Annotated in this window: 13 protein-coding genes and 1 pseudogene; 10 read left to right on the top strand and 4 right to left on the bottom strand. The window is 31.8% G+C overall.

What is annotated here, in order from left to right:
* Positions 1-861: 861 nt before the first annotated feature.
* On the bottom strand, positions 862-1596 hold the full coding sequence (locus ACIQLB_RS23855) for a hypothetical protein (RefSeq protein WP_400731190.1): 735 nt from the start codon (positions 1594-1596) through the stop codon (positions 862-864).
* A gap of 408 nt (positions 1597-2004) precedes the next feature.
* On the opposite strand from ACIQLB_RS23855, the gene ACIQLB_RS23860 reads away from it, so the two are divergent.
* The 4 genes from ACIQLB_RS23860 (at position 2005) to ACIQLB_RS23875 (ending at position 4497) form a co-directional block, all read left to right on the top strand.
* Complete coding sequence (locus ACIQLB_RS23860) at positions 2005-2364, top strand: hypothetical protein (RefSeq protein ID WP_400731191.1); 360 nt, start codon at positions 2005-2007, stop codon at positions 2362-2364.
* Between the two features lie 19 nt (positions 2365-2383).
* Positions 2384-2671: a DUF2187 family protein gene (locus tag ACIQLB_RS23865; RefSeq protein WP_400731192.1), complete on the top strand. Its 288-nt coding sequence runs from the start codon at positions 2384-2386 to the stop codon at positions 2669-2671.
* Positions 2672-2855: 184 nt separating this feature from the next.
* Positions 2856-3245 (top strand): hypothetical protein, encoded by a 390-nt coding sequence (locus ACIQLB_RS23870; protein ID WP_400731193.1) that lies wholly within the window; start codon positions 2856-2858, stop codon positions 3243-3245.
* Between the two features lie 256 nt (positions 3246-3501).
* Entirely contained in the window at positions 3502-4497 is a 996-nt protein-coding gene (locus ACIQLB_RS23875; protein ID WP_400731194.1) for a hypothetical protein, read from the top strand.
* 441 nt (positions 4498-4938) lie between these two features.
* Here the strand turns inward: ACIQLB_RS23875 and ACIQLB_RS23880 are convergent, their stop codons facing one another.
* Positions 4939-6711: a DUF4127 family protein gene (locus tag ACIQLB_RS23880; RefSeq protein WP_400731195.1), complete on the bottom strand. Its 1773-nt coding sequence runs from the start codon at positions 6709-6711 to the stop codon at positions 4939-4941.
* A gap of 506 nt (positions 6712-7217) precedes the next feature.
* Here ACIQLB_RS23880 and ACIQLB_RS23885 point away from each other — a divergent pair.
* Positions 7218-7772 (top strand): carbon monoxide dehydrogenase, encoded by a 555-nt coding sequence (locus tag ACIQLB_RS23885; protein WP_400731196.1) that lies wholly within the window; start codon positions 7218-7220, stop codon positions 7770-7772.
* Positions 7773-8208: 436 nt separating this feature from the next.
* Here ACIQLB_RS23885 and ACIQLB_RS23890 read toward each other — a convergent pair whose 3' ends face one another.
* Positions 8209-8526 (bottom strand): hypothetical protein, encoded by a 318-nt coding sequence (locus ACIQLB_RS23890; protein ID WP_400731197.1) that lies wholly within the window; start codon positions 8524-8526, stop codon positions 8209-8211.
* Between the two features lie 438 nt (positions 8527-8964).
* On the opposite strand from ACIQLB_RS23890, the gene ACIQLB_RS23895 reads away from it, so the two are divergent.
* Positions 8965-9390 (top strand): DUF4279 domain-containing protein, encoded by a 426-nt coding sequence (locus ACIQLB_RS23895; RefSeq protein WP_400731198.1) that lies wholly within the window; start codon positions 8965-8967, stop codon positions 9388-9390.
* A 382-nt stretch (positions 9391-9772) separates the two neighbouring features.
* Here ACIQLB_RS23895 and ACIQLB_RS23900 read toward each other — a convergent pair whose 3' ends face one another.
* Positions 9773-9961, bottom strand: coding sequence for a thiol-disulfide oxidoreductase DCC family protein (locus ACIQLB_RS23900; protein WP_400731203.1), 189 nt, complete (start codon positions 9959-9961; stop codon positions 9773-9775).
* Between the two features lie 99 nt (positions 9962-10060).
* On the opposite strand from ACIQLB_RS23900, the pseudogene ACIQLB_RS23905 reads away from it, so the two are divergent.
* From ACIQLB_RS23905 to ACIQLB_RS23920, 4 genes and pseudogenes are all read left to right on the top strand, one after another.
* Positions 10061-10690, top strand: a pseudogene (locus ACIQLB_RS23905) (hypothetical protein); the annotation flags it as partial.
* A gap of 468 nt (positions 10691-11158) precedes the next feature.
* Positions 11159-11959, top strand: coding sequence for a CPBP family intramembrane glutamic endopeptidase (locus tag ACIQLB_RS23910; protein ID WP_400731199.1), 801 nt, complete (start codon positions 11159-11161; stop codon positions 11957-11959).
* Between the two features lie 389 nt (positions 11960-12348).
* A complete protein-coding gene (locus ACIQLB_RS23915) occupies positions 12349-12789 on the top strand; it encodes a hypothetical protein (protein ID WP_400731200.1) in 441 nt (146 codons plus the stop codon).
* Between the two features lie 326 nt (positions 12790-13115).
* Positions 13116-13403 carry a hypothetical protein gene (locus ACIQLB_RS23920; protein ID WP_400731201.1) on the top strand — a complete coding sequence of 96 codons (288 nt, stop codon included), beginning with the start codon at positions 13116-13118 and terminating at the stop codon, positions 13401-13403.
* The last annotated feature ends 157 nt before the right edge of the window (positions 13404-13560 follow it).

Below are 13560 nucleotides of genomic sequence, written 5' to 3' on the forward strand. Positions count from 1 at the left end.
TTCAAAACACACTTTTTCTATTTACCATTTTATCAAGGTCTATAGAGTTAATTTAATCAAACTTTATTTCAAAGCTACACAAAATGGTGTTAACCTTTCTAACTAAGTATGAGATTTTTATAAAAAGTATGAACAATAATATAATTGAGATAACTGTATTTTGGGAAGTACCATATCATCTCGAAGGAAATAATGAGGCAAAATTCAACTATACAAGAAGTGGAAATGGAATGGCGATTGGAGGACGTTGGTATGAACCAAAATTGAAATAAAAAAATTAAGCCCCTACTCAAGCGAGATGGGCTTTATTTATTATTGAACTAAATGTGAAGGAATGTCGGGTAGGAAGGGGGATTATGAATTAATCACAGAGTACTCGTTCCAAAATCAATCGAGAGATAACCCTATTAGTATTAAGCAAATATTTTAGGGGAAGGACTAGTAACTGATTCGATTATAAGTCATCGAATTATTTTAATATTTATTTAGATGTTAAAAGAAATGAAGAAAAATCAATTAATCTAATATTGGACTCGCTCTTAATAAACTCTAAAAGCACTCCAGATAACAAACAACAATAAGAGTATTAAATTTAAAATCAACATTTTTCTTATACCAAAGCCTCTAAATGTATAACCTAACTTATGAAATACAATATCCACCAGACTTTTTACAATCAAAAACAATACAGTGTATAATAAATGATGCTCAGTTGATTGTTGTATTAATGATATTGTAAAAAACAGGATACCTACGGAAATAAGAGAATGGTAAATGCTTAGTTTGTTTTGACTCATTTTTTCACTCATTTCCTTAATTAAGTGAGCAATAGTCATTGTCTACTATTTTATCAATTAATGGTTAGTAATAAATACTATAATATACTTTTGTTGGACTGGCTTGGCTAGTATATTTAGGGTCCCAATACATGGTAACATAAAATTGTTTAGCAAGGCTTCCTAGACCTTTATGATGCCATTCCACCTTCTTATAGAAAATCGCCCATGCATCAATGTTATTTTCCCAAGCATTAGCAATTAGAATAGAAGAGATAACGACTCCTACTGCTGGCGCTACTATTCCGACGATTACAGCTAGTGCACCAGCTGTAAAGTTTTTAATATTTTTTTCCAACTGCAAATTGCCGTAGTAAGTGTCAATATATTTATTATAATCTGCACTAGGATACGGAGATTTTTCGGTGTTATCATATGCATATACCACAATATCAGAATTAGTAGAAGACTCATTCAATGACTTTAATTCAGCGTCAAGAGGAACCTTCTCCTCCTTATTAGTAGCTAAAACTTCACCTTTTTCATCATATAATACATTTTCCTCGAATCTAAAGATTTCTACACCACCATTAGGACTGTGTGCTTCAATTTTAATAGATCCATCAGTTTGTTTATACTGGTAAAGGTCGTAAGTTTCACCTTTAATATCTACCGATTGTTTATATTCCTTATCTAATGTTGCTTCAAAAGCCTCTTTGTCAGTAATCGTTTGGCTTTTCGAGCTGTTAGCTAAAGCGTTTGATACAGGGCTTAGTAATAAAAGAAACGCAAGTAATGAAAATGTTGTTTTTTTAAACATATTTTCCTCCTTTGGTAGACAATGACATCGCATAATTAAAGTTTACTATAGTTCAGGTCTTAAAAAAAGACTATTTTTTGAATATTCTAGAAATTTATTTTTTGAGGTGCATTGTACATATACCGATTTTTAGAATTCATTTTGGTTATTTATTTTATATAATGCAAATAACAAGCCCCTCGCCGACGGACAAGAAGGGCTTGGATTTTTACCATTTGAGAACCTAAACAATTCTAAACCATTATACGACATACATAAGCCAACTGTTCGATCCACAATGTATGTAAACTTTTCGATACCAAAGAATGAAAAAACGCTTATCTATATGTAGATGCTATCTATAATGTATTTGGTATTGAAAATGCTCAGTTAATATTAACTGATGAAAGTATCAATGGACGAATAAAAATGAATAACTGGAAGGTATCAACTGAATCAGAGCATACTCAAAGACTCTTAGAACTAAATGATTTTACACATAACGGTGAAATTAAACTTATAGATGATATGTTACAGGTAATTTGCTTTGATAAACGTGTGGTAGTTGTCCTTCCTAAAAAATACCATGAACAATTATCAGAAATGGCTAACAAACAGAATAAGACCGAGAGTATAATGGGTCAAAAAATCATTCAAGATTTTTTAATAACAAGCAAAATTAAAACAATATCTTGCCAGCACTTCAATGCGGAACACCCCTTCATTCACATGAAAAAACTGCTAAAAACATGCAGTCTTTTTCGTGTGAATGAAGGGGTTTTTTTGTAGTCAAATGGGAGGAATAAACATGGTAAATCTTCCAAATTCATGGGATATGCAGCAAGTTAAATGTTTCCCTAAAAAGTTAAAAAGAAATCATGCATCATACGGGGATTCAATACAATTCAAGAGAAACGGCTTGATCATACAAGGTGCGGTTGAAATGTATCGTGTAAACACCGTATTAGTTTCAATTAGTGATTCAGATGCAGCTAGACTTCGACTTGAATCTCCAATAACATTGGTAAACCATAAAAATTACACAGTTATTAATAATTTGAACGATTTAGGAGAGGGAGGGGTAGTATCTGAATAATCTAGCCGATGTTGTTCCAATAATATTTTTAGTTTTCGCACTTTGTATAGCATGGAAAATTGTATCTGTTATAAGATCATGTTTTTTTCGTGCAATCGCTTTTATGGGCACATTTTTAGTATTGTGGCGTATCTTAGCCATGTGGTCAACTATTTTTTGACAGAGGAAAGGATTGTTTTATTTTATGACACACCAGGTATTGCAGCGGGAGTTGCATGAATGGGTATTACAATGCCGTAGTTCAAATAATTTACTATCACCTTCAAGGAAAGGAGATTTTTATTTAAGACGTGTAAATGCCTTAAAAATAATATGTCTTAATCTACCGTACACATCTTCCAAGAAAAAATTATTAATAGAGCATGCTACCGTCTTACTGGAATTTATTTCGGAGCGGTTAGACCGATCTATGACAATCCCTGTTCACATAAATGAAATAAGCGAAGAAACCAAATTAGCAGCAAGTCGTGTCCGTACGGTATTCCGGTTTTTAGAGGCTGTTCGAATCTTGAATTACAGCAAGGGCATAGTATCAATTTATAAGGTACCTGATTTATTTCCTTCAAAAGAATAAAAACTATAAGCACAAATAAATTGGAACTTCTTTATTGAGAGAGGAACCTGGTTATTCATTTGGATTCAAATTATGGTCACAAAAAGGAGTATGGGGCAGTGACAAAAAAAGTTTAAAACATAATAGTTATTATTAAAAGATGGAATGAAATTGGGTTTTCATGCCATCTTTTATTATTTATCGTTACAATGAGAAGAAAGATCGAGGCTTGGTGCAGATATTAAACATAGGATTATGCTTATTAAGGAGGTATTTGATGAAAAGAAAAGATAATTTTTATTTATTCAGAAAAACTAAAGAGGGGGATTTATACTCATATAACGTTTTATTTCAGGATAAGTCTTTTAGTTTAATTCAATTAGATGGTTATTATATGCAACAAATTGAGAGGTTGTATAACGGGGAAATAGGTGATGAAATTGAGGTATTGCCTTCAATTTATTATAGAAAAAGTAAAAGCGGGCTATTAAAAAGTCCTTTTTGGCAGAAATTCGATATTAGTATAGAAGTTAGGAATATCAGAGATAATTTTGAAATCGTTAAAGGTGAGTTAGAGAATGAAGATAAACATTATGATGAAGCAGAATATATTATAGAAAGCCTATACATAGATCCCAAAGAACTACCTTATCCAGGTTCTTTAGGAGGAGGTCAAAGTAGATGTGATATATGGGGAATTTTCTCCGAATTACAGTTATTGGATAGAAATGGTGAGGTATATAATATATTGGGCAATGAAAGAATGTTTGAGATATCAAGCTGTAATGAAGGATTATTAGAGGTATGCATTAATTCTGAGCATTGCGGAACAATTATAAAAAAAATGACAGAAGGAAAGTATGAAGCAAAATTTGAAGTTGATAATAGTTATTATGATGATGATATTAGTGTAACTTTAGAAGATGGTACATATAGTTTGAATGAAGGAAAACACAGAGTATGCATAGCTAAAAGATTTAATATAGAACGTATCCCAGCTCAAGTAACAACGATTATTAATGATAAAGATACATTGGTGAAATCGAAATCTATGTTCGAACCTATACCTTTTAATTTTAAGCGTGTGAACTGCGAAAATATTCTTATAGATTGTTATGAAAAATATAATAGAATAGGATTAAATGATGAGAATGTACGTAAATTAAATGAAACTGTTTCCGATAGGGACCTAGTAAACTTTATTGAAACTACAGTAGGGAAGACTTTAACTGAAATAGAGCGAGAAATAAGAAATCGTTATTGGAGTTCTTGATAATTCATCATCCAGTTAAGCAATTTTGTTATCACTATAGTGGTCTAGTTGGAGTTATTTTATATGTTCAATTGTACGAAGGGAAATGTTAAAACGTATGGGAACTAGTGAGAGTAGCAAATGCTGCTCTTTTTTTTGACTTGTCGTGTATAGATGGAAATGGGAGGATTGGATTATTAGCGATTTATTAGAATTCGGTATTTATGTGATTATTAATAAAAAATTTTTAGGTGCGGTAGATGTGAAGGAAAAGTAAGTGGAGCGGAACAGCGACATATAAAAGGTAATTAAAAAGTTAGATATGCCCTACATATTACGAATCCTATTGTATGTTTTTGCTTTGAGTGTTTTTCTTTTGATTAAACAAGAGCACCCCAACCTAAAAGGAAGCGGTGCTCTTTAGTCTACCTTCTAAGAAAATAAGCCTAAAAGGTGGAAGATTTAATCGTATAAGTTAGATGCTCCAGTGTCAATTTGTACTTCAAAGTAGCGGTTCCAAGGAAGACTAACATCTGAATCAGTTAATGTAGGTGCAGAATTAAAGAATACTAGACCTAAACTTCTTGGACCATTAATTTTTTCAATAACACGTCTGCCAGAAAAAGATTTTACAACTTCGTCTTGTGCAGCTTGCATTTGAGTTAACGTGTAATTATCAATAGCTTTTATTTCCGAAGCCGTCATGCCATTTTTCATGTTCTGAGTGTTACCGTTATACTTCGTAATTTCATTTTTTACATTTTCTTGTCTATTCGCTTTATAACCATAATCTTCTGCGATACGGTCAATCGACAATGAAGCAAAAGCCTTAGATGCATCCCTTAGTTTAGTTGAATTTGTTTCATATTTCATAAAATTCATTCTAGAGCCTGCAGTACCTAAAGCAATTCCCATACGATTTCCAAAGGTATTCCAAGCAGAATAGGCAAGCATACGAGAGGCATTTGTTCCTGCTAAAATGTTGCTAATGATATAACTATCAGGACGATGCTTTATATCATAGAAATCCAAAATAACTGTCGGTATACTGTTTACCATGTTGCTTTCAAAAGCAGAAACTAACGCTCCACGATAAATTGATGCTGGACTTAAAGCTAGGATACTTACATCAGCTGAATTTTTATCAGTTACATAAGTACCGCCACCAATTTCAATTTGTTTCTTTAAAGTAGCATGTACACTTTCAAAAGCATATTCATCATAAAAATCAGTTGTTTTTCCGTCTGTTCCAAAATACTCAACATAGTATTTTAAAGAAGGCTGATTGTAAAGTTCTTTCGTCATACGAGCTAATAAGTTTAAAGAAATACCGTCAATATCAGATGCAATTTTAGATTTATTGATAAGAACGTTATTTTGTTGCCATGTAAGCCAGTTAATCTCATTCGTTTGAACTGTGTTTTTTGTGCTTGAATCATCAACACCGAAAACAACATAATCAATTTTCCCGGCAGCTGTTTTGTCAACAATCACTTTGTTTAGATCAAACTTTCTAGCTCTTGTTGCATAATATTTAGCTCTTGTTGCTTCAGAAACCAAAGAAGTAGAAAATTGAATTTTTCCATCTGGCTTAGTATTATCTGTTGCAGAAGGAGCAACATCATAGTTAGCTTTAACGTTGGCATGGCTTGAAGAATTAATAACACGAGGTACCTGTCCAAACGCTCGTAAATTATCATAATCTTTCTGTATCAGACCTTCATATTCTACAGTTGAAGCTAAACGCATAACAGAATCAAAAACATAAATAGGTTTGTTAGGGTATGCATTATCAATTTGATCAATGATATCTAAATTAGAACTTCCTTGGGCAGTTGAGTATGTTGGTGAAAAGCTTCGGGATTCAACTAAACCGCCAGAATGAATCATATCAGCTGAAAGGATAAATCCATCTGCTAAATGCTCATTATCTTTAATCCATTGAATAACTGCAGAAGCATCACCGCCATGTGACCCAGTTCCTGTAGAATTTTCTTGTAAACTAGTAGCAATAATGTTTTTAGGTGGCATGATCAACTTAATACCGGCAGCCGCCGCCGCCTTTTTAACAGTATCAGTGTTCATAGGTCTGTCATCCAAAGGAACTAGCATAACTGTTTTGTTTGGATTAGGTACTTCTGGAATGGCTGCTTCAGCTTTTGTGAAAGAGAAACTGGATAACATGAGCCCAGCTGCTAAAACGGATGCCAAAACCTTTTTCATTTTGTTTTTCAAGATAAACTCTCCTTAGTTATTTTTTTATTATAAAAACTAAGGACTGATATAAAACCAATCCTTAGTTTTATAATTCAGTAGTTTAATATGTATTTTAATCAATTGACCAAACAGAAAATCCCTTTGGTTCCATTCTCTATACATCCAAAAAGTGGTGAGGAAATAGAACTATTGTTAAAATGACCAATATTAATATTATTATATTACAATTTACTTTTCACTATTTTTTTTGCAATTGATTCGAATTTCATATTTTTGAAGGAATTACCACCATTAATTTAAACCTAAATGATTGGGTTGATTCCGCTACACCTAATAATGATTTAACAGACAAGCTTAGCCCTCCTTTTAACCAGATATTATTGTAGCTTTATAAAAAAGTTTGATCATTTATAATAGCTCTTTTCTTAAAGATTGTTGTTCTTCAACTAACGGGGCAGGATAGTTGAAGAAGGAATTATTGTAAATAAACAAGACATACTATACCTAAATAAAAAATTAGGGTGATGAAATTGGATAAACGTATCCCTCTTCTAATGGTTTTATTTAGTCTATTAATTTGTGTGTGGTGTTTTGAAATAGTAAATGCAAATTCGAGTGACACTCCTCCTTCTTTTGAGGAAAAGTACACTGAAGCTGGATATAAATCTGTAAAAGCTGCTGTTAAGGAATTTGAAAATCATTGTAAATGTGATGTAAAACTACCCGAAACGTTGCCTACTATTTCTTTCACACATCAATATGGAAGATTCTTTGAAGATAAGAACTATAATGTGAATGATTCCCTGGAAATTAGGTTTGTTAATAAAGATTTAAGTAATAATATTTATAAAATTGATATTCGTCCTTTAAAAAACAAATTGGACTTCACAGATAAACTGAACTTAAATGGAAAAGAGTATACACTTCAAGATGGTGCAAAAGCCATTTATTTTGAGCATCAACTATTTAACTTTTTTGTCTTTGAAAAAAATAATTTGCAGTATATGCTTGGAATTTATAATAAAGTTACCAACAAAGTAACACCTGAAACATTTGTTCTAATAGCTAACTCAATTTAATAATTAATTTAACTAATTTAGATGAAAATCATTAGGACCTTATAAAACGAAATAGCCATTATGCCCTGAATTTCAGCAATTTCTATCATACTTTTATTCCCGCATTTTGGAAATATTCATTCTCAGTAAGGTTGAAAAAATTTGCTAAAGATTTGAAATCTTAATATTTTAAATTTTTATTTCAACACAACTTATTATGTTCCAGAAATATTGATTTAAAACTGCGTAAGGAAAATGCTAACAGGGATATTTATGGTTAAGGATTTTGTAAATAGCTAAACAAAAGTGAGGAAGTCGGAGTATAGGGGATATTCAAATTACGTATATGTATAAAGATAAATTGTATCAAGCGAAATCAATTAAATTCTGCGATATTTTAATACAAAAAAAAGCAGGAATGTTAGTTTAAACAACATTTCTGCTTTACTATCTTTTTTTAACCGACGCTGTCTTCCGATTTCTCAATTGTTTTTTTCTTTATTATATAACCTATACATCCAATTATAAACATAAGAAGTGAAATTACTTCTAGAAGTGGAAAAGCATACATACCAATTAACCCTGCCCAAGAGTTTCCTGTCACATACTGAGGTATTATTATAAGAAAAAAGCTGATTATAGGTGAAAAAATTAGTACAGAGAAAACTCCCCAAATAATTAAATTTAAGCTCCAAGAGCGTTTATAAGTTAGAAAGAAAGCCATTATAAACAAAATTGTAAACACTAAGAATAAAGAGATTAAAACTTGAATCACACTCCTTAAATTCCTTAAATTCCCTAAATTTATAATTTACACCAATCGCACTTTATTTAATATTATTTTATCATACCTAAAAAAACATTAGAATACACAAAATGAGCATATAGCCAATTCAATTGATTATTGATTCAAATTGGAAGTTATGTTATTCAACTAACGGAGTGCTTTAGTTGTATAAGATAGACAAACCAGAAGCAACAATCTTTTAGAAAAGAGCCTTTATAATAAAGAATGATAATTTGTAATAAAGTTTGATTAAAAACATCTCACCTCTATAGATTTTTAGAGGTGAGATTTATTTATTGGAAATTTAGGAGATAATATCACTTTGGAGATTGTGAAGAAATGTACTTAAACTAACGGAGCAGTTTAGTTGAATAAGGAAGGATATTATAATTGTTAAAATGAGGCTAATGGGAGGCGAAATTACACTTGAATAAGATCCAAGTAAAGATTTATTTCAGCTTGTTTGGAGATGACTTTCCAATAGATGATGTAACAGAAAAGTTAGAAATTACACCTACTGACACCTATAAAAAAGGCGATTTAATTCAAAACCGTTCGATTTTTATTAGAAAAGAGACAAGTTGGGATTTAGGAACAGGCTACCAATTTTCGCTTGATGTAAATGACCAACTAAAGCAAATTATAGGTATGCTACAAAATAAGTCATCAATAATTAACGAAATAAAAGAGGCTTATTCCTTGGAGTGTAAATTCTTTATTGTAATTAAAATAGAAAAGGGAAATACCCCTGCTTTATATCTGGATAAAGACATCATAAAATTTGCTTCAAGTATTGAAGCTGAAATTGATGTAGATTTATACGCTAATCCTTATGATGATTTTGGCGAATAAGAGTATAACCTTTATTACACTAACTCTTGTACTAATGGTACAATTTAGATGAATGAGGAAAAAATTACATATACAAATAAATGCAATACATTGTTAAGATTTGATAGGTCAAGTATTCTTTGGAAAGAAATTAGAACAGGGGCATTTCTCCAACAAGTGAAGATGTTATTTACTAACCAAGTAGAATAGTTCAAGATAGATATCGATAAATATTAGTGAATATGCAACGCCAAACCCATTCAGCTGCACGTGTCAATTCCTTAATGCTCCTTTCATGGATCAGCACAAACCACTGAACCATCCCAGTCCGCTTACCATTGACACTTACTGTTTGTTTTTCTTTTTCGCCTAAACGAAATAAGAATGTTAAAATCCCTTTTAATTATTCTAAGAACCTCTTTTTAATCTCTGGAGTAGGAATCATACATTGTTCTTTTTTTCCAAACCATTTATATCTGTTTTTTGCAAATCGTTTGTAAAAAACATCCCTAATTAGTTTTGGGAATATCGAAAAAATACACAGAATTCGCCATCTTTTTATATATTTACAAATATGTAATATTGCATGAATTTTATGTTAAAATATTAATTAAGGGAGGAATATATATTATGTCGATTATATTATTTGATGGAGAATGTAATTTATGTAATCAAAGTGTTGTATTTGTTTAAAATTGTAAAAGGTGAAAGTGACGATATCTATTTCGAACAATTCAAGGGTGCATAGCAACACCCAGAAGTTGTTCAAGTAATTGAACAGATCATAAAAAAATATGGGCTAGTGAAATATCCTAATAAATTTGTCGCAGTAAAAAATGGTCCTGTTTATATATTTCCTTACGACAACATTGAGGTAGATATAAATAATTCTCAAGAGCTACTTGATGATTTAAAAAAGACCCAAAAGATAGATACTACTAAACTTTTACCTACATTAATACCAAGTGACCCCCGAAGTAAAAATCATGATGGCGAGCATGGTAGGTATGCATCGAAAATAGGTGTGGTGAATTTTCAATTTGAATTTGACATGAATAAAAATGAACATCCTATTCCAAACGCCAAAGATCTAATTGAGGACTTTCAAAAAAGTAGAGTACTAACAAAAGGAATATACAGTATCTATATGCGCGTAGATGATTCAAATCCAGATCATTTTGTGGGATGGGAAAATAATAGTGTAGTTTTGTTTGAAGTCGATGGAAATGGTGAATATACAATAATTGCTACTCCTAAATATGGTGATTTTTGGGACACTTACTTTTATGGTGATTACGCAGCTAAAAAAAATATAGAATAGAATTTTAGGTTGAATTACTTAATTGGAATTGACCCAAAATACTCGTGGTACTACTCGTAATAAACTTCCTCATATTTACTTATATCGAGAAAAGCTCGAGACAGGAAAGGCGCATGATATTGAATTATCACAAAGTCCAATCATACATTTAATTATATGGATTAAATAATTATTTTCCAAAAAAAACTATTGGGGATTTAAGGGGATAGAATGAATCTTCTTCAACTAATGATAAGTTTGTTAAAGAAGACATGTGCTTATTATCTTCCACAATCGGGCGCGATTATTGAATAAGCTCTTTATTCTACTTCGACTAACGGGTGCGTTATTTTAGTAGGCTGTTTTCGAAAAGATTGTTGCTATTCAACTCCAATGAAAGAACTTAATCATCTTTCATCTATATATAGTTACGTCGTATTATTCAGAAAATAGCTTACCAAAACCTTCAAAACGTGAGGTGAAGAAATCATGACAGACAGAAAAATCACAATACAATTTACAATGCTGACATTTTGCATAGCCTATCTTGTGTCAGGTGCTTTGATTGCCCTGGGGCAATTTGGATATTCGGTTCACAATTCGGTTCACTCGTTACAGCAATTCGGGATGAATATCCCTTTTGCAATCTATATTTTGTCGCCAGCTATTGCTTCATATATCGTTCTGAAGAAAAATAACAAAATAGCAGGTCTCAAGGAATGGTTGAGAACTGTTTTTTATGCCAAAAATAGCATATCTCTCTATTTGTTCGTTGTTGTAGGACTTTCATTGTATTTTGTGATACATATTGCAGTTTCAGGCCGCACGGAAATGGTGCTTCCATTTTATACGTTCTTCCTTTCCCTGTTTGGTAATCTTATTATCGGTGGCTTGGAGGAAGCTGGCTGGATGTACATACTGCAGCCTGAGCTTGACAAAAAATACGGTTTTGTTTTGTCTTCTGTTTTTGCTGGAATCATTTGGATTTTATGGCATATCCCTCTCTTCTTCATTCCAGGGACGAATCACGGAGAGGGACTCATTAACTTTTGGATGTTTGCAGTTCAACTCATTGCGTTTCGGTTTTTCAACGGGGCAATCTACAAAATATCAGGGAAAGGCCGTGTGTTTATGTGCGTATTATTCCACACCATGTTCAATGCAGCATCCCCCATCTTCGGCACCATGACTATGACTTGGGCGGGAACCATTGCCGCAAATGCTGTGATTGTTTTTGTTTCAATTGTAACCGTTGTGATATACGACAAAAAGAACAGACGAATAGTATAAGCATAATACGTGTTCGCCAAATTCCAGTTTGTTGAATAGCCATTTACATAAACAAAACGTCATTGCAGGGTGGCGAATCCACGACTACATGAATAGCCCCTCAGTATCTCACAGGGGCGCAAATTAACCTATAATTCCCCTTTCTGAAAGAAATGTGATTAACATCAATGAGTAAGATTGTGAAATGTTGTACTTAAAGTAATGTGGGGCTTTAATTAAAGATCATCGAGTTGCATATGCAGCTCTTTTTTCTTATTGAACTAACGGGGCAGGTTAGTTGAATTAGCAATTTTTGCTTCTGTTTTCGAAAAGATTCATTAGAAAAGCCAATGTTCGCTGTGTATACTTGTTAATATAGTAATAATATGGGATTAAAAGGAGGGGAGTTAATGGATTTATTTAATTTTGCGATAGCGTTCCAAATTCTGTTGTTTCTTTATTTTGAAGTAACAACCCTTGTTAATCTTTATCCGTGGAATGATTTATCAAAATACTCAACAAAGGAAAAAATCATTGAGGCAACTGTAAACGGAATTATTATCATTCTTTGTATAGGATTGTTTATTACACAGATAAAATGGCTAATGATTATTTCGGTGGTCTTTTGGTTTGTATTTTTATTTATGCAACTTCTAAATTGGTGGATGCCTTATCTTACTGGGAAGTATTTAAAGCAATTTCCAAAAACTCTATATGAAACTCATTTTAAAAATACACTTAAATTATTACCTCCAATAAAAGATCATATTATTCCAGACCTTCAACATAATGTTTTACAAATAATATCATTGATAACTTTCATTTTAAGTGCATTAGTCTTAATTACTTAACATAATCACTTAAACTTTGTAAATCGATAACATTGTGATATTTTACACTTAAAGTAACGGGGTGCTTTACTTGAAGAACATTGAGTTGCATTAGCAGCTCTTTTTTCTTATTAAACTAACGGAGCAGCTTAGTAGAAAGAGGAAAAAATTACATATATAAAATAAGGCAATACATTGTTAAGGATTTTATAGGTAAAGTATTCTATGGAATGAAAATGGAACGGAGGTGTTTCTCCAACAAGTGAGGACGTTTTTTTACTAACGAAGCAGGTTAGCATAATAATATAGCAATAGTTGTGGAGAAACTTGGAAATGAGGTGGATTCAATGGAGAATGTTAAATGGATAAATGGAAGCTATAAAGAGGATAACCGTATTTTTGATTCGGAGTTTGAAGTTAAAGAATGGACAGAAGCATTATATCCAGATTTTGTTGCCTATTTAAGTGATAAAAATAATGTAGGATATGCAACACCTGATGAAAGGGTAATTAAATATTTAGCATCCCTTTATCCTAAATGGGCTGTTTATAACAATTTGCAAATCGGTGTCTGTACTGGAAAAACAGAAATAAATGGTCAAATCATCTATAAAATTTGGACAGTAAAATTATAATTATTTTCACTAACGGGTGCTTTTCTTGCCGGGGAAGAATAATGGAATTAATCTAAAAATTGCCAAATTCAATTTTAGTATCGAGGAATTACGCTTTTTAGAATTAGAATTTCCCTAACATTGTAATTCCGCATTTTCTTAAACTACATCAAGTTGT

It is taken from the genome of Lysinibacillus sp. NPDC092081 (assembly GCF_044755845.1).
In the GTDB taxonomy this organism is placed as follows: Bacteria; Bacillota; Bacilli; order Bacillales_A; family Planococcaceae; genus Lysinibacillus.

Excerpts from the sequence above, each read along its gene's own strand:
- ACIQLB_RS23870 (WP_400731193.1), top strand. The coding sequence starts at position 2,856 with ATGACACACCAGGTATTGCAGCGGGAGTTGCATGAATGGGTATTACAA.
- ACIQLB_RS23860 (WP_400731191.1), top strand. The coding sequence starts at position 2,005 with ATGAATAACTGGAAGGTATCAACTGAATCAGAGCATACTCAAAGACTC.
- ACIQLB_RS23875 (WP_400731194.1), top strand. The coding sequence starts at position 3,502 with ATGAAAAGAAAAGATAATTTTTATTTATTCAGAAAAACTAAAGAGGGG.
- ACIQLB_RS23865 (WP_400731192.1), top strand. The coding sequence starts at position 2,384 with ATGGTAAATCTTCCAAATTCATGGGATATGCAGCAAGTTAAATGTTTC.
- ACIQLB_RS23885 (WP_400731196.1), top strand. The coding sequence starts at position 7,218 with ATGAAATTGGATAAACGTATCCCTCTTCTAATGGTTTTATTTAGTCTA.
- ACIQLB_RS23910 (WP_400731199.1), top strand. The coding sequence starts at position 11,159 with ATGACAGACAGAAAAATCACAATACAATTTACAATGCTGACATTTTGC.
- ACIQLB_RS23915 (WP_400731200.1), top strand. The coding sequence starts at position 12,349 with ATGGATTTATTTAATTTTGCGATAGCGTTCCAAATTCTGTTGTTTCTT.
- ACIQLB_RS23855 (WP_400731190.1), bottom strand. The coding sequence starts at position 1,596 with ATGTTTAAAAAAACAACATTTTCATTACTTGCGTTTCTTTTATTACTA.
- ACIQLB_RS23920 (WP_400731201.1), top strand. The coding sequence starts at position 13,116 with ATGGAGAATGTTAAATGGATAAATGGAAGCTATAAAGAGGATAACCGT.